This is a genomic window from Allobosea sp., assembly GCF_017308075.1.
Taxonomy (GTDB): Bacteria; Pseudomonadota; Alphaproteobacteria; order Rhizobiales; family Beijerinckiaceae; genus Allobosea.
The window spans coordinates 160,318-179,932 of sequence record NZ_JAFKFX010000028.1; the positions used below are offsets into that span (position 1 = coordinate 160,318).

The window sequence follows — 19,615 nt, forward strand, 5'->3', positions numbered from 1 at the left end:
TCAGTGGCAGGGGAAGGCGAGGCCGTGGCGGGCGTCATGCGCCGCATTGTGGACATTCGCGGAGGCCGCGAAGCCGACGGTGTAGACCAGCACGAAGCCGAGGATCAGCGCCGCGGCAACGGCTTTCGCGCGCTCGGAGACGCTGGTCTGGCTGGAGACGGTAGCCGTATTCATCTTGGTTCACTTCCTGGCCACCCCACCGGCAGCCTGTTGGACGACATCGAAAGACGGCAGGTCTCCTGGCTCACGGCTTGGTGTCCTGCTCCGCCTTCCCGGGAAACCCAGTGGCCGATGGCGCAGGACGCGCCGCTTACAGTTGCGGGGGCAGCCGCGGCATCGCACCGCGTTCCCTTTTCACCTCGTCGCCGAGGCACCGTCGGGGATGATCATTAGCCATCCGGCGGGCGCTGTGCAATGCACTCACGTCATTCTCGGCCGGAAGCGTAGCGAAGAGCCGAGAATCTCCTGAAAGAGATGCTCGGCTCTTCGCCCGAGCATGACGCGGAGACCAAGACATGACCGTTCCCCCGCTCACCCTCGTTCTCGGCGGCGCCCGTTCCGGCAAGAGCCGCCATGCCGAGACGCTGATCGAAGCCCTGCCGGCTCCCTGGATCTACATCGCCACCGCCCAGGCCTATGACGAGGAGATGCGTGCGCGGATCGCCGAGCACCGGGCCCGCCGCTCGCCGGACTGGCGGACGATCGACGCGCCGATGGCGCTGCCGGAGGCTCTGCGTGCCGTTCCGCCCGGGCGGCCGGTGCTGGTCGACTGCCTGACGCTCTGGCTGACCAATCTCATCCTGGCCGAGCGCGATATCGCCATCGCCACAGGTGATTTGATGCTCGCCTGCCGCGAGGCGCAGGGGCCGATCGTGCTGGTTTCGAACGAGGTCGGCCTCGGCATCGTGCCGGAGAATGCGCTCGCCCGCCGCTTCCGCGACGAGGCCGGGCGGTTGCATCAGCGCCTTGCGAGTCAGGCGGAGCGCGTGGTCTTCATGGTCGCCGGTCTGCCGATGCAGGTGAAATAGCAGGGAAAAGCGATGACGATCGATGACGGCGAGGCCGCACGCCACAAGGCGAAGATGGAGAAGCGCAAGGCGGTCCAGGACGCCGAGGTCGCCGGCAAGACGCTCGAGAAGGGGCTGCTGATCGTCAACACCGGCCCCGGCAAGGGCAAGTCGACCGCCGCCTTCGGCCTGATCCTGCGGGCGCTTGGCCATGGCTGGCGCATCGGCGTCGTCCAGTTCATCAAGGGCGCCTGGTCGACCGGCGAGCGTCGGGCGCTGGAGGCCTTCGGCGATCAGATCTCCTGGCATTCGATGGGCGAGGGCTTTACCTGGGAGACGCAGGACAAGGCGCGCGACATCGCCGCCGCGACGAGAGCCTTCGAGAAGGCGAAGGAGCTGATGGCCGACGAGAGCATCCGGCTTCTGGTGCTGGACGAGCTCAACATCGCCCTGCGCTACGACTATCTGCCGCTCGCCGAGGTCGTGGCGGTGCTGCAGGCGCGCCGGGCCGATCTCCACATCGTCGTCACCGGCCGCAATGCCAAGCCGGAGTTGATCGAGGTCGCCGATCTCGTCACCGAGATGACGCTGGTGAAGCACCATTTCGCCGCCGGCGTAAAGGCGCAGGAGGGGATCGAGTTCTAAGTGTCGCTCAGCCAGCTAGCACTGCGAGGCTGCCGAGCCCCGCCAGCCCCCACAGGATCAGGCAGGATTTCCGGTAGAGCCCGAGCGCTCGTCGGATGTCGGCCGCCTTCGCCTCGGCCCGTCCGTCGCCCATCCAACCATCCTCGACCTTGACCGCGCCATAGACGCGCGGCCCGGCGAGCCGAAGCCCGAGCGCCCCCGCCATCGCCGCCTCCGGCCAGCCGGCATTGGGCGAGCGGTGGCGCCTTGCGTCGCGGCGCACGGCGCGCCAGGCGGCGGAGGCATCGGCCTGTCGGTCGAGCGCCGCCGCGCCGATCAGTAGCAAAGCGGTCAGCCGCGAGGCCGGCAGGTTGACGAGGTCGTCGAGCCGCGCCGCCGCCCAGCCGAAGGCGAGATGGCGCGGCGATTTATGGCCGATCATCGAATCGGCGGTGTTGATCGCCTTGTAGAGGGCCGCGCCCGGCAAGCCGCCCACACCGAGCCAGAAGGCAGGCGCTATGATGCCGTCGGAGAAATTCTCCGACAGGCTCTCGATCGCGGCCCGCGCCACGCCGGCCTCGTCGAGGCTCTCAGGATCGCGCCCGACGATCATCGCGACCGCCTTGCGCCCGCCATGCAGTCCATCCTTCTCGAGCCCCTCGGCGACGGCGACGACATGCTCGTAAAGGCTGCGCTGCGCCAGCAAGGTCGAAGCGAGCAAAGCGAGTGGCAGCAGGGCAAAGGCACCCGCCAGGCGGCAGAGCCAGAGCAGGACGAGGCTCGCCACCAGCGTCACGCAAAGCAGGATGGCGAGTGCCGCGAGACCGGCGAGGCGCCTTCTGGAGAAGGCGGCGCTCTCGCGGTTCAGCTTGCGGTCCAGCGCCGCGATCAGCGCCCCGATCCAGGTGACGGGATGGCCGATCCATGCGTACAAGCGCGCCGGATAGCCGATCGCCGCCTCGATGATCAGGGCGGCGAGGAGCAGCGGCAAAGCGTCGGGGAAGATCATGGCGGATGGAGCGGGGACGGAAGGGGCGATCTGGCATGGCGGCGATCTCGCCACGGCCAAGGCGCTCTTTCATGATGCACCGGAGCCCTGGATCGATCTCTCGACCGGTATCAACCCCTTCCCCTATCCGCTTCCGGCGCTGCCGTTAAGCCTCTGGCAGCGTCTGCCCGGGGGGCGCGAGGAGGCGGCATTGCTGGCGGCGGCAGGGCGCGCCTATGGCATGTTGCCGGCAAGCGCCATCGTCGCTGCGCCGGGCACGCAGATTCTGATCGAGCTCTTGCCGCGCCTCGCGCCGCAGGCGCGCGTGGCGGTGCTCGGGCCGACCTATGGCGAGCACGAGCTGGCCTGGCGGAAAGCCGGCTGCGAGGTTTGTGAGATCGCCGATCTCGCCGAGGCCGGCGCGGCTGATGTCGTGGTCGTGGTCAATCCCAACAATCCCGATGGCCATATTGTCGATCTGCCGGCGCTGACGGCCGTGGCAGGCAGTCTTGCAGCGCGCGGTGGCCTGCTGGTGATCGACGAGGCCTTCGCCGACTTCCAGCCCGGCGCCAGTCTCGTTCCGACCTTGCCGCAAGCGACGCTGGTGCTGCGTTCCTTCGGTAAGGCCTATGGTCTGGCCGGGGTGCGGCTCGGCTTCGCGATCGGCGAGAGCCGGCATGTCGAGGCGTTGCGCGGCATGCTCGGCCCCTGGGCGGTGGCGGGACCGGCACTCGAAATCGGCACTCAGGCGCTCGGCGATGCCGGCTGGCTCGCGGCGCAGGAAAAGGCCCGTGCCGCCGATGCGCGCCGGCTCGACGCCCTGCTCGCCAGATCTGGCCGCGTCGTCGGCGGAACCATACTCTATCGCCTGCTCGAGACATCCGCGGCGCCGGCCCTGTTCGAGCGTCTCGGGCGGGCGGGCATCTATGTCAGGCGCTTCCGGCATGATCCGTCGCGCCTGCGCTTCGGCCTGCCGGGCGACGAGCCGGGCTGGGTCCGGCTCGAGACCGTCCTCGGCGCCGAAGGCGACGGGCGCTGGTCGTAGCCGCGCTGCGCTCCCCCTGGGGGCGGCTCGCGGGCCAATCCGGAGCGCCATCCGTTGGCTGGCTGGGAGGCGCCGCCGATCGGGTAGGGGGCGATGGCGACGGGCGCGCGATCGCAGGCTATCGTCGCGGCCTGTGCCCGATTCTGAGTTCCCGGAGAAAACGACATGCAGCCTTGGCCGAAGCGGAACGCCCTGACCATCGGCTTCGCCCATGCCGCCTATGAGCTTCGCGACGAGTATCTGGCGCGGCACGGCGAGGCGGCGAGCTTCGAGGTGCGCACCGTCGATGAACTGAAGGCAAGGGCGCATGAAGCCGATGTGCTGGTCGTTTCCGGGCTCTGGCGCAACGAGATGCTCGATGGCGCCGGAAAATTGCGCTTCATCCAGTCGGTCAGCGCCGGCACCGACCAGTTCGACAAGCAGCGCCTCGCCGCCGGCGGCATCCGCCTCGCCAGTGGCCAGGGCAGCAATGAACGGGCTGTTGCCGAGCATGCGATGTCGCTGATCCTGGCATTGGCGCGTCAGCTCCATCTCGCCCGCGACAATCAGGCCAGGCATTTCTGGCGGCCGATGATCGGCGACCGTACCCGCCGTGAGGACGAACTCGGTGGCAAGACGCTTGTCGTGGTCGGGCTCGGCCGCATCGGCATGCGGCTCGCAGCCCTCGCCGGCGCCTTCGGCATGCATGTCATCGGCGTGCGCCGCCGCGGCGGCAGCGAGCCGGGGATCGAGAAGATCGTACCGCCGACCGAACTCGCCAGCGTGCTCGCTGCGGCGGATATCGTCGCGCTGACCTGCCCGCTCACGCCGGAAACCGAGGGGCTGATCGATGCTGCCGCGCTCGCGGCGATGAAGCCCTCGGCCTTTCTGATCAATGTCGCGCGCGGCCGTGTCGTCGACGAATCCGCGCTGATCGCGGCCCTGGCGTCCGGCCGCCTCGCCGGCGCCGGCATCGACTGTGTCCATGAGGAGCCGCTGCCGGCGGATTCTCCGCTCTGGACCCTGTCCAATGCGCTGGTCACCCCGCACAGCGCCGGCGAGACGCGCGCCTATGAACGCAACATCGTCGACATGCTGCTGGAAAATCTCGGGCGCCTCGAGCGCGGCGAGGCGGGGCTCCATAATCAGGTCGTTTGAGTCCCCCGCTCGCGGGGGGGGGGGCGCCGCCCGGCATGTCGAGCGGGGTCGTCTTGCCGTCGGACGGGACAGCTCTGGCGGGCGCGCTGCAGCCCGGCCAGCCATCTCGTCCGACCGCGCCAGATGCTCGCGCAGGGGCGGCGGAACATGGGCGCCGGCAGGCGCCTGGGCTATGATCTGGCACCGCAATATCGCGCATGGGACGATTCGCGCATGGCCGACCCAAATGACCGCGCGGACGAAGAGAATGAGCTGCCGCTTGCGACCAGCGTCGGCTACCAGCTGCGCATGGCACACCGGGCTTCGCAGCGCTATCTGCAGGAGCGGATCGAGCCGCACGGCGTCACGCTCGGCATGTGGTACTTCCTGCGCGCACTCTGGCAGGAAGACGGGCTGACCCAACGCGAGCTGTCGCACCGGATCGGCACGATGGAGCCGACGACGCTGAGCGCCATCGCCGGCATGGAGAAGAGCGGTCTCGTCCTGCGCGAGCGCAATGCCGCCGACCGCCGCAAGCTGCATGTCTGGCTGACGCCGAAGGGGCGGGCGCTGAAGGCGACGCTCATGCCACTGGCGGTCGGTGTCGTCGAAAAGGCGACGGAGGGGTTTTCTCCCGAGGATCGCGAGCGCTTCCTGGCCTATCTCGGCATGGTCCAGCGCAATCTCGCCGACCCCCGGATCGATCAGGATTCGGGCAAGGAATGATCGCGGCTGCCAATGGCCGCCGCGATCTCAGTCACCAGCGCGGGCGCGGGCCATAGGAGCCGTCGCAGCCGACCAGCGGTCCGCCCGGATAGTAGTCGTCGATGATGATGTCGGGCTGCGGACAGCCGGCTCGGCTGCGCGCCGCGCGCCGCTTCGGTGCCTGGTAGCTGTCACGCTCGGTCATCGCGGTCCGGGCGACAGGGCGCGGCGGCGCAGCCGGCATCGCCAGCGCAGGCGCCTCGGGACGGGCGGCGCGGGCGCGTTGCGGCGCAGGAGCCGGCACCGTGTTGGGCCGGTCCTCGCTCAGGCGGGGGCGCGGTGCCGGCAGCGGCTTGGCCGTGATGTCGCTGTCCTGCTTCTCCGCCGCGTTCGGCGTGGAAACCGCGACGACGACATCCTCCGCAGTGGCACGCACCAGCTTCGAGACGCCGGTGTCGAGCGCGATGGTCCGGAACGGCGTGCTGCCGCAGCCGCCGCAGCGGCTGGGATCGAGCGGCACGAGGTCGACGCGGGCCTTGCCGGTGTCGCCGCTCTGGCCCTCGCCTGTGGCGCGGGCCGCGATCACGATCTGGGCGGCTTCCTCGAGCTGCTGCTCGATCAGCGCGGTGCGCAGGCCGCGTGCCCGGCGGTAATTGACGACCTCGTCGCCGCCGGAGACCAGGATCGCGAAGGCGGCGCCCTTCGGCACATTGCCACGGAACTCGTTGCGCAGGCGGCCGATGGCGCGCTGGGCCTCGGAGGTGACCTCCCAGCTGCCCGGCGCGAAGGGGATCGCGCCTGTGGTCATGATTTCACGGGCCGCCTGCACGACACCGAGGGTGATGGTGCGGGCCGAGAATTCCAGGCGCAGCGACTGCGGCCGTTCCGTGATCTTCGGCGCGCCGGCGGGCGCCGTTTCCGTGAAGTTCGGCATCGGGTTCGCGGCTGCACCGTCGCGGTCGGGCTGGGCGAGCGCTGCGCCGGCCGAGATGATGATGGCGAGGGCGGCGACGGCGAGGCTGCTGCGGCGGCTTCCGCCGGGGATGCGGGTCGTGGCGGCAAGGTCGGTCTGGAAGCCCATTGCGGGTCTCCTCATTGAGTGGCGAGCACGTTGTCCGGTCCTTGGCCGGCTCTGGGCTGCTTTCGCCGGTGGCCCTGAGAGCGGCCGATGCGAAATCGCAGATGTGTCGTTCCACGAAAAATGCGGGGCCCCGCGAAAAGTCACCAGAAGCGTGCAAGGCTCTGGCAACGCCATTGCTGCGTCCGCTCCGCGTCGGGCTGGTCGTCGCTTTGTCGAGGCAATATGACTATACGACAAGTCAACCTGGGGGAACCGATCGTGAAGATCGCAGATCATGACCACGAAAGCGCCGCGCTTCATCAGAACATGACGCGCCGGACATTTGGCGGATTGTTCACGGCTCTGCCTCTTCTGGCTTCCGTGCCGGCGCTGGCGCAGACCGATCAGGCCGCCACTAATATTCTGCGCTCCCTCGCGCCCCATGACCGCAGCCCCGGCCGGCGCAGCGCACCGGTGACCCGTCGCATCCGTACCCGCTCCTACGGCGAGGTCGAGATCGATCTGAGCCGTCGCGTCGAGGTCACGGTGTTCTTCGCCAATAATTCCGCTGCCCTGCGCCCGGGCGCGCAGCAGGCGCTGTCGCGTCTTGCGGTGGCGCTGCGCGATCCGATCTTGGCCGATCAGCGCTTCCTGATCGCCGGGCATACCAGCCAGGACGGCGATTACGACCACAATGTCGCCTTGTCCCAGGATCGCGCGGCCTCGGTCCGCAACTGGCTGATGGGCTATGGCGGCGTCGACGGCGGCCGCTTGCAGCCGCACGGCTTCGGCCCGGACATGCTGCGCAATCCGCGCAACCCCTATTCGCCGGTCAATCGCCGGGTGGAAATCATCGCCATCACCGGCTGATCTGCCGGTCGCCTTCTCGCTTCAACCGCCTGCCTCCAGGGGTAACCACCATGGCCTTCTTCAAGCGTCTCATGCTCGGCCTCGCTCTGCTGCTCTCATGCGCAGCCGCCGCCAGCGCCCAGTCGACCAACTCCCGCATCAATCTGCTGGTGATGTCGGATGATGCCGATCCCGATACGGTTCCGCGCAATAACCGCATCTTCAACCGGGTGCAGCTCCAGCTCTCGGAATATCTGAACACCCGCGGCTTCCAGGTCTATGACGAGACCAGCCTGGCCCTCGGCATCACGCCGACCGGCCGTGTCCGCCGCCGCGACGCCGAGCTGATCGAGATCGCGCGGGCGGTCTCGACGCCGATCGACGCCATGGTCGTCTATCAGATCTACGCTTCGGCGCGCCGTGCGGGCGCCGCCGACATCCGCTTCCCCGAGATCCGCATCGCCGGCCGCGTGCTGAACGTGCGCAGCGGCCAGTTCATCGCGGCCTTCGAGGTCGGCGGCTTCCAGCTGCCGGCGCTGCCCAATCCTTGCGGCGCCGAATGCCTGCTCGAAACCGTCGGCACCCATTCTCGCGTTCTGGCGACCGATCTCGGCGCCGCGATCGCGCAGAAGCTCGAAGGCTTCGCCCGCCAGCCCGGCATTGCCGGCGGTGGCAAGGACGGTGTCGGCAGTGGCGTCGCCGTGGCCCAGGGCGATGGCTGCGCCAATCTCCCGACCGATTTCGAGATCCAGCTGCGCGAGTTCACCGCTTCGGAAGTCGACCGGATCGAGAGCGAGTTCGTGCGCTGGGGGTGCTATCGCAGCCACCGCACCGTGCGGATGACCGGCAACTCGGCCGATTTCTTCTACAGCACCTCGTCGGACTCGGCCCGCCTGACCCGCAATTTCCGCCTGATGATGGAGCTGGTCGGTCTCAACGGGCAGATCACTTTCGCCGGTAATCGCCTGATCGTCAGCAAGGTTGCGACCCGCTGACGATACCAGATGCCGGGGCCGGTTAACCCTTAATACCGGCCTGCCTCTACGAAAATGCCACCCGGTCGACACGGGCCGGGTGGCTTGTTATTTTAATTATGGCAGAAGTTTGCATTGCGGGCGGCGCAGGCGGAAGGGCTGGTTTCCGTTCCTCGCGATCGTGCCTGATGCTTGATGCGGGCAATTGGCAAATGGATTGGGGTATTGACCCGGCTCGGGTCGCGGAGATCGGCACGATCGCCTCTTCGCGCCGCTTCTCCGCCCGGGATACAGAGAAATTCGTCCTGGCGATCACCGGCGGCGGCTCGGAGAACGCCGATCTGCCGCTCTGGGACATGCTCCAGGTTCTTTTCGCGCTGGGAGCGCTGACGGCCGGGCCACGCATGTCGGCGCGCGATGCCGCCATCGCCTGCCTGCTGGACGAGACCGGGATACTGCTCCGGCCGCTGCGGCAGGAACAGCGCGTCAGCACGGCGCTGGCCGGAGCCTCGATCGAGGCCTTCGCGACCGAGGTCACCCTGTCATACGGCGCCGGCAAGACCCGCTCCTTTTCCTGGAGCCGGATCAGGCGGGCGCTCGGCCTGGCCGATTTCCTGTTCGCAGCGGAGGCGGATGAGCGCTCCGAAGGCGGCCTGGCCGCCCTGCGCAACGCGCTCGACGCGATCTTCGCCCTGCCCGTCTTCGATGAGGACGGGCTGAAACGGGCGGTGCAGGAGCCGGCCCGCTTCATGCGCGCCTGGCGCCGGCGGCATTTGCCGTTGCTCGCCTTCGCCGATCTGATCCGTCAGCGCGAGGCCTTCCTTAATGCCAGCGGCCGGCGCGAGCGTCAGCGCGAGTTCGATCCCGACGATCTCGTTTCGCTCTGGAGCTTCGCCCTGCTGCATGGCGAGACCTGGAGCTTTGCCCGCTTCGCCGAGCGCTTCAGCGCGCTGATGCGCGAGGAGCGCTCCAGTGTCGGCCGGCGCGATTTCATGGCTCCGGCCTCGATGGATGCGCTGATGGCGCGGCAGCCTTCGGAGAACCCGGAGGAGGCGCTGATCGCCTGGCTTGATCAGCAGGCGCTGATTGGTGAGCTCGAGCCCGAGGATCTCGACGAGGAGGCCGATGACGAGCCCGAGGGGGAGGACGAGGACGGGGAGGTGCGCGAGCGGGTCTACGCCGCGCTGATGCGCCTGCCGGCCGATCCGAAATTCCTCAACAAGGAGGAACGCGAATCCATCGGCCGGGCCATTGCGCTCCTGCCGATCGCGCATGAGCAGCCGCTGACCTTGGCGCGCTCGCGGGCGGTTGCGCCCTGGGAGAACCGGCTGGTCGAAGCCAGCCGCCGTGTCGCCGGCTCCAATCGCGGGCAGGTCGACCAGAGCCCAGAGCCCTTCGACTATCCCGGTATCGCCGGGGCGCTGGCGGCATTGGGCAAGCGCTTCGACGAACTTCTGCTGATCGGCGTCGCGCTCGATGCGCTGGAGGGCCCGGCCGGCGCCTCGGTGAGAGCCGAGGGACAGAAGGTGCTGCGGCGCTGGCGCCATGATCGCGCCAGTTTCCGCATCGACGATGCGAAACTGGCGCTGACCTTCGCAAGGCATGGTGGAGCACTGAGAACCGTGGCGGGAGCCCTGCAGCGGATCATCAGGCAACAAAGGCGCTTCGGCGAGACGGTCGACCTGGCTGCCCAGGCCGCGCTCGACGAGGCGCGCTTCACCGAAGTGTTTTCGCAGCGCTATCAAGGGCGGTTGAAACGGCCATGACAGATTTCGCTACCCAGGCTCCGATCGAGGATGATCCGCTGATCGGCCGTGCGACCGCCCGGTTGGTCCTGGCCGCGCTGGCCAGCACCGAGGCCGAGGAGACTGCGGCTGCGAGCATCAGCCGTGCCGATCTCTGGGCTCATGCCCGCCGGGTCAAGGGCGATCCCGTCAATTTCGCCGCCGAGCGCGCCATCCGCACCGATCCCGAGGCGGCAAGGCTCTATCGCCGCCTGCTCTCCTTCCAGGCGGTGGCGCGTAGCGAACTGGCCGCTGCCGCCTATGACAGCAGCGCGACCCACCGGCGCATCGGCTCCTTCGAACTCGACGTGATCGAGGAGGACGATGCCCCGCCGGCGCTCGTCATCCAGTGCCTGTCGGACTCGGTGCCGGCTCCGACCATGATCGAGGTGGTCTCGATCGAGGGTGTCGTCCGTCTGGCTTTGCCGGCGCCGGTCGACAAACACATCGTCATCGACCTGCCGCGCCAGGACGCCGAGCGCGATCTGCTGCGATTGATGCTCGCCAACCCGCTCGCGGGCGTTTATCTGCTGTAACGTCAAGCAGGTGCCGCGAGAGGCGGCGGGTTTAGGCTTGGCTTCCGGTACGGCAGCGTCTGGCGAGAGAGGGAAATGGCTTCAGGAGATCAGAACGTCAGGCGTTCCGGCGTCTTCGTCGTCGTGCCCACCACCGACCAGCCCATCATCCTGAAGAAGCTTGCCTGGTCGGCGCGCGTGCCGGTCTCGCGGGTCGTGCTCGCGACCGAGAGTTCCGAGGTCTGCGAGCCCTGGAGCACGCAGTACAGCAATCTCCTGCGCCCCGGGGAGCCGCTGCGCCAGATTCTCGGCCTGCCGGATGGCGGCAGCTATCGTCTCGCCGCGTCCGGCGCGATCGACCAGGGCAAGAGCTGGATGGTTCCGACGCTGGCCGCGCATTGCGCGCTCGCCCATGGCGAGGCGGTGACGCACAAGGCCGCCGAAGCCAGGCTGCTGATCTGGGGCACCGGCGCGATCGACCTGTCCGTCGCCGACACCGCCGCGGAGGCGCGCGTCACCCAGCAGGAATACCATCTCACCACGAAGATCGACCGCTCGCGCCATCTCTTCGCCGAGGCCGAGCATGGCGCGGTCCCGGTGCTGGCCTTGGTGCCGCATGGCGACGAGGCCGAGCGCGCGGCCGGCATTCTCGGCAAGATCCTCGGCAATCAGCCGCATCACATCGCCATCGTCGCTTCGCTCGCCGACATCGTGGCGCCGATCGAACTCTATCTGCGCTCCGGCTCCTTCCAGCCGCAGGCGGTGGCGCCGGAGCCGGCGCAGCCTGCCGCCCCGGTCTCGGCCTCGATGGCGCTGAAGCCGTTCGAACCCGCGCCGGCGAAGCAGCCGCCACAGCCTGCTTCTGCCGCCGAGCCTGCTGGTCAGGCAGCCCCGCAATCACGCCCGGCCGCCGAGGCGCCCATCAACACCTCCGAGCCGGCAGCCGCGCCGTTCTCCCGGGGCTCGGTGCTGGGTGAGAAGCCGTCGCGTTCCTCCTCTTCGCGGCTGCCGCTGGTCGCGGCGGCCGTGGTCCTGCTCGCCGGTGGTGCCGGTGCGGCCTGGTATGCGCTGCGCGACCCTGGCGCTCGTGGGCCCGACCAGGCCCCGCCGTCGCTGACGCTTTCCACGCCTCCGGCCGGACCGAGTGGCCAGGCCGGATCGAGCCAGCCCCAGACGGGGCCGCAAGGTTCGGCACCGCAGGGTTCGGTGCCTGCGGCGGTAGCCTCCGGTCCGGCGCTGGCGCGGCTGGTCATGCTGTCACCGCCGGCCGGCAGCAGCTGCGATGCGCAGGTCTACGAGCTGACCCCGCGCTACAGCGAGTCGGCGATTGATGTCGCGGAGGCAACCAGCCTCCAGATCGACGCACAGGAGATCTGCGGACTGGCGCTTGAGCCGGTCGCGCCGGCCAAGGGCAAGTTCCAGCCCGGGACCGGGCCTGCGGTCGTCGCTTCGAAGTCGAGCGCCACCCGCCTCGTGTTCAACCCCACGGCGATCCGCAGCGGCATCACGGCCTTCCCGGTCATCCGGATCGAGGAACCGAAGCCGCTCTCGATCGAGATCAAGCGCCGCTGAGCGGGTTCGAGCCGCGATGCCCCGGGCCTCCGGCCCGGGTCGCGTAACCTGCACCGCCTGAGCGCTGCCGGTCACCTTCCGTCTTCCCAAAGATCCCTGTCCTGAATCCCTGCCACGGCCATCCTGCTCCCGCCCGGGCGATGGCGCAGGGGGCGTTTACAGGCCCGCCCGCGTCAGCCCGCGCCACAGCCCCCAGGGCGGCGGGTCGCTGGTCGGGGAGAGCTGGCGGATCGCGGCCAGGCGCCCGGCGATCAGCGCGATCGCGATCGAGGGCAGCGCCATCAGCATGTGATGCGAAGTCGCTGCCGCGATGAAGGTCATCGGCTGGCCCATCACCGGCAGCAGGCCGAGCGCATTGCCCCAGGAAATGCTCCAGTGCAGCGCAAAGATGGTGACGATGCCGACCAGCACGATCGCCATGCCCTTGTTCGCGCCCTCCTGGGCCGAGCCCATGGCGCGCTCGCGCATCAGCCCGACGGCGAGCGCCAGCAGGCCGAAGACGGTGACGACCTGCGCGGCGAGTAGCGCGAGGCCGGCCGGCAGCCCGAAACGGACCATCAGGAAGGTGGCGATGAAGTCGTTCTGCACCACCGGCACGCGCACGAGATCGCTGACGGTGAAGCGGCTCGCCGTTTCGTCCTCGATCTCGCTCTTGCGCTCGGCGATCGGCGTCGCGCGCGCACCGGGCAGCATGGCGCAGAGCGAGACCGGCGAGGGCGGCAGTTCGTCGAGGGCCCGGCGGACTTCCGGTGGCGTCTTGTCGAGCCCGAGATCGAGTCTCGCCAGCGTGCAGGGCATTTCGGCGAGCGCCACCTTGGATTGCAGCAGCTGGAAGCCGAGATCGCGGTGCATCACGTCGGGATTGCGGACCTCGCCGGTGGCGGCGCCGCGCAGCCTGGCATGGTCGAGATCATACCAGGTCAGGAGCCGTTCGGCCGGGACACGGAAGGCACCGCCGCGTGCCTTCTCGAGCACGTCGATCGCGGCGATGCGTTCCTTCGGCAGGTTCCATTGCCCGGAAATCGCATAGGTGACGAGGCCGGGGAAGGCATAGATCAAGGCGGCATTGATGCCGAGCAGGATCACCAGCACCAGCGCCAGCACGCCGCCGCGCGGCCAGCCGAGCTTGCGGACCTTGCGCTGCGGCGCATCGGCCCGGCGCAGGAAGACGCGGGTGATCTCGAACAGACGCTTCAGCGTGCTCGGCAGCAGGAAGGCGAAGGCCAGCACCACCGTGGTGATGATGATGATCAGCGCCGGCGAGTAGTCGCTCTTCAGGAACGGGATCGCCGTCAGGAACAGGATGAAGACCAGGACCGTCGCCAGGCTGACGCCGAGCCAGGAGATGTAGTGGCGCTGGTTGTAGAAGAAGTCGATCCGCGAGAAGCCGAGGAAGATATGCGCCAGCACCAGCACGAGCGCGATCTTGCCGAGCTCGACCGGCTGGAAGCCGGCGACGCCGGTCTCGGTGCCGAGCACGCCCCAGGCGATGAAGGCGACGAGGATCAGCACGGCGGGGATGGCGCGCAGCAGCTGGTCCTTGAAGCCGACGCCCATGAAGAAGGAGCGCGGCAGGGCGGCGATGGAACGCTGCGGCTGCAGGGCGACCACCACCGCGACGACCGGGATCAGATCGAAGAACAAGAGCTTGTTCTTCTCGGCATGGATGGTGAAGTCGGTCTTCTCGGCGTCGATGCCGAGCGCCAGCAGGGTCAGGCTGCCGAGGCAGCACAGGCCGAGCAGGCCGAGCCAGGCGACGCGCATCGGCGTGGTGAAGCGCGGCCCGACCATCAGCAGCAGGCAGGCGATGGCATAGGCCAGGATGGTGGCGTGCAGCGCGCCTTCATAGGAGATCGAGGCGCCGCCGAGCCGCGACAGTTCAGGCGCCAGCACCAGCATCGTCGTCGCGGTGATGAAAGCGGTGGAGCCGAGCGCGCCGACCAGCCTGACCAGAATGGCGCTGCGCCGGAAGGCACTGGCCTGATGCATCGCCGACAGGATGCCGAAGATGGCGAGGCCGAGCGTCAGCAGCAGGCGAACGATTCGCTCGACGCCGTTGAGCGAGCTGAGCGGGTTGCCGAGCTCCGCCCCGGACATCGGCTGGCGCGGCGGCGTGATCACCGGCCGCACGCTCTCCGTCGTCGAGGCTGCGCGCAACTGCTCGGCTTCGGCCGGATCGAAGCGGTGGGTCTTGCTGAGCGGGGTCAGCCGCAGCGGCAGGCGGCCGCCGACGTCATCGCCGATCTCGACCGCATAGCGGGTGCGACCGATGATCAGATGGCTGAGGCGGGCGGGCCCGTCCGGATCGAGCTCCCAGGCGATGTCGCCGAAATCGGTGACACGCTGATTGCCGCGCGCGAAGACCACCGGCGGGCGTGGCGCATCGACGGCATCGCCCGGCGCCAGAAAGAAGCCGCCGCCGCGCGCCACGATGGTCAGCGCCTTGAAGGGCAGGGCGCCAGCGGCGACATGGGCTTCGTCCCTGACCGAGCAGGTCAGGCGTCCGCCGATCTGGGCGATGCGATCCTCGCCGCGCTCGTCGGTGGCGATCAGTCCGGTCACGACTTCGCGGATGCGGTCGGCCGCGCCGCGCGGCTGGCAGACCGGCAGGGCATTGCCGTCGAGCCGTAGCGCCGTGACCGGGCCAGTGCGCTGCACCGTCAGCTTGCGGCCGGGGCCGGGCTTGCCGGCCTCGGTCAGGGTTAGGTGCAGATTGCCCGGGCTGGCCTCGTCGACGGCGATCGTCAGCGCGCCGGCGGCGATGCGGTCGCCGGGCTGGAAGCGCCAGCGCGCCGAGAAGCTGCCCGAGCCGTTGGCGTAGTCGAGCCAGAGCCGCCGGCTGTTGGCGACGTTGCGGATGTTGACCCGTCCGTCGGGGAGGCGGGTGAAGGCGACATGGCGCGTTTCGGCGGAGTCGAAGCGCTGCGGCTGCAGCAATTCGCGCCGGCCGATCGCGACGGTCTCGCCGCGCGCCAGGGCCAGGTCGAGCCGCTCCAGGCTGACCACCGGTCGCGCCGTCTCGATTAGATAGCTCGTATTGTGCCACCAGAAGCCGAGCAGGGCGAGGCAGGCGGCGAGCAGGACGAGCCCGGTCACCGCGCCTCCGGTCGAGCCGAGGCGGATGCGCGGCAGGCGGAAGGGGCGGAGTTGGAGCCAGCGGCCGAGGAGCTGGCGCAGCGCGGTCGTTTCGCTCACTTCTTGTCTCCGAGCGCGGCGACCTTCCCGAGCAGCCCGGCCATCAGCCGGCCGCAGGCGCGTCCGCCGGTTTCCCGCGTATGCGAGACCAGGCAGGTGAAGGCGACGCGCTTCCTGCCGGCGACATCGTTCATCCAGCCGGCGAACCAGGCCGAGTTCATGCCGTCGGTGGTGTCGGCGGTGCCGGTCTTGCCGTAGATGCGGCGCCTTATCTCCGGCGGCAGGCTCGCCATCACGCCGGCCGCCGTGCCGCCCGGCGCGTTGACCACGCCGAACAGGCCGCGCTGGGCGCCATCGAGGAAGGGCTCGGCCTGGCGCGGATCCATGCCGGGGATGACCGGCTGGCCCTCGTTCGGCTGGGGCGTCTCGGCGACGTCGCTGACCGGCTTGAGCACGCGCGGCCGGATCACCTTGCGGGCGCCGAGCGAGCCGTAGATGGACGCCATCGCGATCGGGGTGGCGCGCACGCCCTGGCCGTAGGAGTTCGTCACGAGGTCGATGCGCCTGGCGTTGCGCTTGTCCTCGACGGCGAGGTCGAGCGCCTCGCCCGTCAGGCGCTGCGCGCCCGGCACGATCCCGCGCGTCAGGTCGACGCCGGGCTGGGCGAGCTGACCCGGCTGGGTGATCGGGTAGAGGTGCTCGGTCATGCGGGCGAGGACCGTGCCGGTGCGGGACGGGACCGTGCTCGGCCGGCCGCCGACCTTGCTGCCGTCCATGGTCAGCGCCACGCCGGCGAACCACAGGTTCGACGACTTGATCAGGGCTTCGCAGAAGCCGATCTGCGCGCCGCGTCCGCCATCCGGGCAACCGGTCTGCGACGGCGCCAGGATTCCGACATTGAAGCCCGCGCCGCCATAGTTGGCGATCTGCACGCCGTCGACGTTGAGCGTTCCGCCGCCGGGAATGCCGAAGATCTGCGCCTGCTGCCCCGGCGGGGTCCGGCCCATGATGATGTCGGCGAGGCCGGGCTGCTCCTTCAGAGCGAGGATGCCGGCGAGACCGGTGACCAGCTTGAAGGTCGAGCCCGGCATGGTGTGGACGTCGCCGGCGCGCCAGCCATGGCCGGCGAGCGGGGAATCGCTGTCGCGGCCGGTCGAGAGTGCCTGAATGTCCCAGCTGTGCATGCCCGGCACGAAATCCGGCCAGCTCGCCATGCCGAGCACGGCGCCCGGTTCGTCGCCGGCGTCCATCAGCAGCACGACGGCGCGGCCGTCGCCCTGGTCCGGCGGTTCCTGCTCGGGCGGCAGGTTGACCGGCAGCGGCCCGGGCTTGCGCGGGCGCTTGCCGCGGGCGATGCGTTCGCCCATCTGCGTGTAGACCGCTTCCTGCACCAGCTTCTGCAGGCGCGGCTCGATGGTCAGGACGAGATTCTCGCGGGTCCGGGCGCGGCCGAGAGCGGCCGAGAGCGAGCCGACATCGCCGGCGCCATAGCCGATCATCGCGGTCAAGCCGAGCTCGTCGACGATCGGTAGCGGCACGCCATTGGCGTCGAGTGCCGGCGTGCCGTCGGCGAAGGCGAGGGCGCGGCCGGCGCCGCTGCGCCGCTGGGTGACGGCGCCGCGCCAGCCGAGCTCGCAGACCAGCTTGGCCTTGGCGCGCTCGCAATCGGCCTCGATATGCGAGGAGCGCCAGAGCTTGACCTTGCCGTCCTCGGCCTGCGCCGTCGTGCCGCCGAGGATCTCGCGGGCCCGCGGCGGCACGGCGCGTACCGGCGAGCCTTCGACCGTGATCTCGGTCTCGCGCCGGCGCTGGCCGGTGATGGTGAAGCGCCAGCCATGCGGCAGGCCTTGCGCGGCTTCCTCGGCGCAGGTCGCGAAATCGTCGCTGTCGGAGCAGATCCGCTCGGCCGCGATGCTCATCCCGGCGAGGCGGACGGTCTGCTGGTCGCGCTTGGGGTCGAGATTGGCCCGCTCATTGCCGACGACGATGCGGCTCGGCTCCAGGATCATGTCGACGGTGATGCGCCGCCCGCCCGCCGGCAGGCGGGAGGAGAGGGCGAGCCGGTCGTCGCGCTCGCGCAGGGGGCCGAACAGCGCCCAGTCCGAGAGCTGGTTGGCACGGCGGGTGGCGAAATCGGAGAAGTCGCGCGGCGGCGGCACCGCGTTCGGCATCACGTTGAGCGGCGCGGCGAGATCGGTGGTCTGGGCGACGCGGGCCGTCCAGCTCGAGGGCCGGCAGCCGGCCGGCACCACCGGCAGGGTCAGCGGCGTGCCGTCGGCGCAGCGCCGGTCGGGCGCGCGGTCGTCGCGAGCGGCGGCGATCAGGAAGGAGTTGTTCCAGGCCAGCATCTCGGAGCGGATCTGCTGGCCGGCCGGCAGGTTGCAGAGCCGGTCGAGCAGGGTGCGCGAGAATTCCTTGGTGCCTTGCGGCGCCGCCACGGTCAGCGACGGGTCGTAGAGCGCTTCGCAGGGCTGCGAACGGATCGTCGGCCCGGCCGGGTCGAGCCAGATCAGCCCGGTCGAGACGGCCTGCATGAACAGGTCCTCGTTCGAGCGGCTGGTTTCGGTGAAATCGGGCTGCTTGATCCAGGCCCGGCTGGCGGCGAGTTCCCCGATCAGCCCGCCCGAAAGCCAGAGGAAGCCGGCGATGGTGACGAGCCCGACGGCGAGTGCGGCCAGGCTGCGCTTGAGGCCGCGGAAAAGCGGATGGCTCATGGCATCGCTCCCCGAAGCTCCACCACCAGCGGCCCGAGCACGAAGGGGCCGTTGGCGGGGATGGTGCAGGTGCCGGCAGCTTGCGCCTTGCGCTCGCCGAGAATCCAGATGTCGCCGGCCGATTGCACGGCGACGCCGCCCGGCACCGCGGCGATGAAGCCGACCGGGTTGTGATCATAGAGATTGTCGAGACGCTCGACCACGCCGGAGCCGAACTGCACCCGCACGGCTTCGCCGAGCCAGTCGAAGCTGCCATAGCCGCGCGCGGACTGGTCAGGGCCGAAGGAGATCGCGGTCTGCTCGCGCGGCAGGGCGATATAGCCGAACTCGCCTTCCTCCAGCATCAGCACCGAGCGGCGGCGATTGTCGAAGCCGATGCTTTCGGCCCGGAACTCGCCGCCGGCGCGGCTGTAGCGCAGCTCGCGGCGGTCATAGCGGCGGGCATCGCGCCCCTGCACCACGATGCTGTCGCGCGGGGCGAGCATGGCCGAAGACATCAATCGCCCGCCATGGCTGCGCTCGACCCAGTAGCGCGCCATGCGCCGGCCGCCGAAATTCTCTGGGATGGCGAGGCCGAGCACGGCCAGATGCGGGCCCTTGGGCGGCTGCTGGTGCAGGCGGCAGGGGCGGCGATCGAGGGTGACGTCGACGATGCCGAGCGAGACGCGGCCGGTCTGCGGGCGGATGCCGAGGATCTCGAAACGGGCATCGATGCCGCCCTGCGTCGGCGTCGCCAGCGTCTCGACCTGGATTGCCTGCGCCCGCGCTTCCGGCGTCTGCGGCAGGGCCATGAGCAGCGGCAGGCCGCCGGCATCGCGCGCCGAGGAATCGACCGGGTAGCGGCCGAGGAAGAAGATCGTCCCGGCCGGCAGGTCGGGATGGACCGCCGGGGTCAGCATCTCGCTGCGCGAGAAGGCGAAGCGCGACTGGCCGGGATAGAGCCCGCCGGCGGTGTTGGCGCCGATGATCGGCTGACCGATGGCGATATCGGCGTTCTGCTTGATGATCACCTCGCCATGCGGCAAGAGCCCGCCCTGCGGCGGCGCGTGCACGCCATGGCCGAAATAGACCGCGACCGGCGCCGCCGCGTGCAGGCTCTGCTCGACATGGATGGTGACGCCGACATCCGGATCGATCACGTCGCGGAAACGCTGCTCGATCCGGTCGGCGAGGAAGCGGCCGAGTTCCTGTGCGCCGGGCAGGGCTTCGGCGGTCAGCACCACGATCGAGGTGAAGGGGATGTCGATCGGCTGCGGCCCGCTGCCGCCGTCGATCAGGGCGATGCCGCGATTGCGGTCGATCAGATCCTCCAGCGAGAGACGCGCATCCTTGGTCGGCTGCCCCGCCTGGGTCAGGGCGAAGACCGGCTTGCGCCAGAGGTTCTCGATGCCGGGCATCGGTTCGCCCGGCTCGCCGGCGACGGCGCGCAGGCAGGTCAGCCTGCGGGGATCATGCATTACCAGGTCCATCAGGTCGGGCAGGGCCATGGCGTCAGCTCACTCGGCGTAGGAAGGGCTGGAAACAGGT

The 19,615-nt window shown here is 69.5% G+C and carries 16 protein-coding genes and 1 riboswitch; of the genes, 10 read left to right on the forward strand and 6 right to left on the reverse strand.

All coding sequences use genetic code 11. The annotated features are described in order from the left end of the window. Positions 1-174, reverse strand: coding sequence for a CbtB domain-containing protein (locus tag J0J10_RS10245; RefSeq protein ID WP_291646370.1), 174 nt, complete (start codon positions 172-174; stop codon positions 1-3). Positions 175-212: 38 nt separating this feature from the next. Next, a riboswitch (cobalamin riboswitch) is annotated at positions 213-392 on the reverse strand. A 123-nt stretch (positions 393-515) separates the two neighbouring features. Between J0J10_RS10245 and cobU the strand changes: the two genes are divergently transcribed. Together cobU and cobO are read left to right on the forward strand one after the other, a co-directional pair. After that, positions 516-1,028: a bifunctional adenosylcobinamide kinase/adenosylcobinamide-phosphate guanylyltransferase gene (gene cobU, locus J0J10_RS10250; protein ID WP_291646371.1), complete on the forward strand. Its 513-nt coding sequence runs from the start codon at positions 516-518 to the stop codon at positions 1,026-1,028. 12 nt (positions 1,029-1,040) lie between these two features. Beyond that, positions 1,041-1,652, forward strand: coding sequence for a cob(I)yrinic acid a,c-diamide adenosyltransferase (cobO, locus tag J0J10_RS10255; RefSeq protein WP_291646372.1), 612 nt, complete (start codon positions 1,041-1,043; stop codon positions 1,650-1,652). A gap of 7 nt (positions 1,653-1,659) precedes the next feature. Here cobO and cbiB read toward each other — a convergent pair whose 3' ends face one another. Beyond that, entirely contained in the window at positions 1,660-2,640 is a 981-nt protein-coding gene (gene cbiB, locus J0J10_RS10260) for an adenosylcobinamide-phosphate synthase CbiB (RefSeq protein WP_291646373.1), read from the reverse strand. Between cbiB and cobD the strand changes: the two genes are divergently transcribed. The 3 genes from cobD to J0J10_RS10275 all read left to right on the forward strand — a co-directional run bounded on the left by cobD (position 2,639) and on the right by J0J10_RS10275 (position 5,506). Further along, positions 2,639-3,664 carry a threonine-phosphate decarboxylase CobD gene (gene cobD / locus J0J10_RS10265; RefSeq protein ID WP_291646374.1) on the forward strand — a complete coding sequence of 342 codons (1,026 nt, stop codon included), beginning with the start codon at positions 2,639-2,641 and terminating at the stop codon, positions 3,662-3,664. The genes cbiB and cobD overlap by 2 nt on opposite strands. Positions 3,665-3,829: 165 nt before the next feature. Next, positions 3,830-4,801 (forward strand): D-2-hydroxyacid dehydrogenase, encoded by a 972-nt coding sequence (locus J0J10_RS10270; RefSeq protein WP_291646375.1) that lies wholly within the window; start codon positions 3,830-3,832, stop codon positions 4,799-4,801. A 213-nt stretch (positions 4,802-5,014) separates the two neighbouring features. Continuing rightward, positions 5,015-5,506, forward strand: coding sequence for a MarR family winged helix-turn-helix transcriptional regulator (locus J0J10_RS10275; protein WP_291646376.1), 492 nt, complete (start codon positions 5,015-5,017; stop codon positions 5,504-5,506). A 31-nt stretch (positions 5,507-5,537) separates the two neighbouring features. On the opposite strand, the gene J0J10_RS10280 is transcribed toward J0J10_RS10275, so the two are convergent. Then, the gene (locus J0J10_RS10280; protein ID WP_291636063.1) at positions 5,538-6,566 is read right to left on the reverse strand and encodes a hypothetical protein; all 1,029 of its coding nucleotides are present in this window, start codon (positions 6,564-6,566) and stop codon (positions 5,538-5,540) included. Positions 6,567-6,824: 258 nt separating this feature from the next. On the opposite strand from J0J10_RS10280, the gene J0J10_RS10285 reads away from it, so the two are divergent. From J0J10_RS10285 to J0J10_RS10305, 5 genes are all read left to right on the forward strand, one after another. Beyond that, positions 6,825-7,415 (forward strand): OmpA family protein, encoded by a 591-nt coding sequence (locus J0J10_RS10285; protein WP_291646377.1) that lies wholly within the window; start codon positions 6,825-6,827, stop codon positions 7,413-7,415. A gap of 50 nt (positions 7,416-7,465) precedes the next feature. Beyond that, complete coding sequence (locus J0J10_RS10290; protein WP_291646378.1) at positions 7,466-8,389, forward strand: hypothetical protein; 924 nt, start codon at positions 7,466-7,468, stop codon at positions 8,387-8,389. 191 nt (positions 8,390-8,580) lie between these two features. Continuing rightward, positions 8,581-10,134 carry a hypothetical protein gene (locus J0J10_RS10295; RefSeq protein WP_291646379.1) on the forward strand — a complete coding sequence of 518 codons (1,554 nt, stop codon included), beginning with the start codon at positions 8,581-8,583 and terminating at the stop codon, positions 10,132-10,134. Then, complete coding sequence (locus J0J10_RS10300; RefSeq protein WP_291636071.1) at positions 10,131-10,688, forward strand: hypothetical protein; 558 nt, start codon at positions 10,131-10,133, stop codon at positions 10,686-10,688. Before J0J10_RS10295 ends, J0J10_RS10300 begins: the two co-directional genes overlap by 4 nt. A 75-nt stretch (positions 10,689-10,763) precedes the next feature. Continuing rightward, complete coding sequence (locus tag J0J10_RS10305; protein ID WP_291646380.1) at positions 10,764-12,239, forward strand: hypothetical protein; 1,476 nt, start codon at positions 10,764-10,766, stop codon at positions 12,237-12,239. 156 nt (positions 12,240-12,395) lie between these two features. On the opposite strand, the gene J0J10_RS10310 is transcribed toward J0J10_RS10305, so the two are convergent. Genes J0J10_RS10310 through J0J10_RS10320 form a run of 3 tightly spaced genes read right to left on the reverse strand, consistent with a single transcriptional unit; the run spans position 12,396 to position 19,575 of the window. Beyond that, positions 12,396-15,434 carry a hypothetical protein gene (locus tag J0J10_RS10310; protein ID WP_291646381.1) on the reverse strand — a complete coding sequence of 1,013 codons (3,039 nt, stop codon included), beginning with the start codon at positions 15,432-15,434 and terminating at the stop codon, positions 12,396-12,398. After that, positions 15,431-18,088, reverse strand: a complete 2,658-nt coding sequence (locus J0J10_RS10315) for a penicillin-binding transpeptidase domain-containing protein (RefSeq protein ID WP_291646382.1) — start codon at positions 18,086-18,088, stop codon at positions 15,431-15,433. The genes J0J10_RS10310 and J0J10_RS10315 overlap by 4 nt, the downstream gene beginning before the upstream one ends. Then, positions 18,085-19,575, reverse strand: a complete 1,491-nt coding sequence (locus J0J10_RS10320; protein WP_291646383.1) for a hypothetical protein — start codon at positions 19,573-19,575, stop codon at positions 18,085-18,087. The genes J0J10_RS10315 and J0J10_RS10320 overlap by 4 nt, the downstream gene beginning before the upstream one ends. Positions 19,576-19,615: the final 40 nt, after the last annotated feature.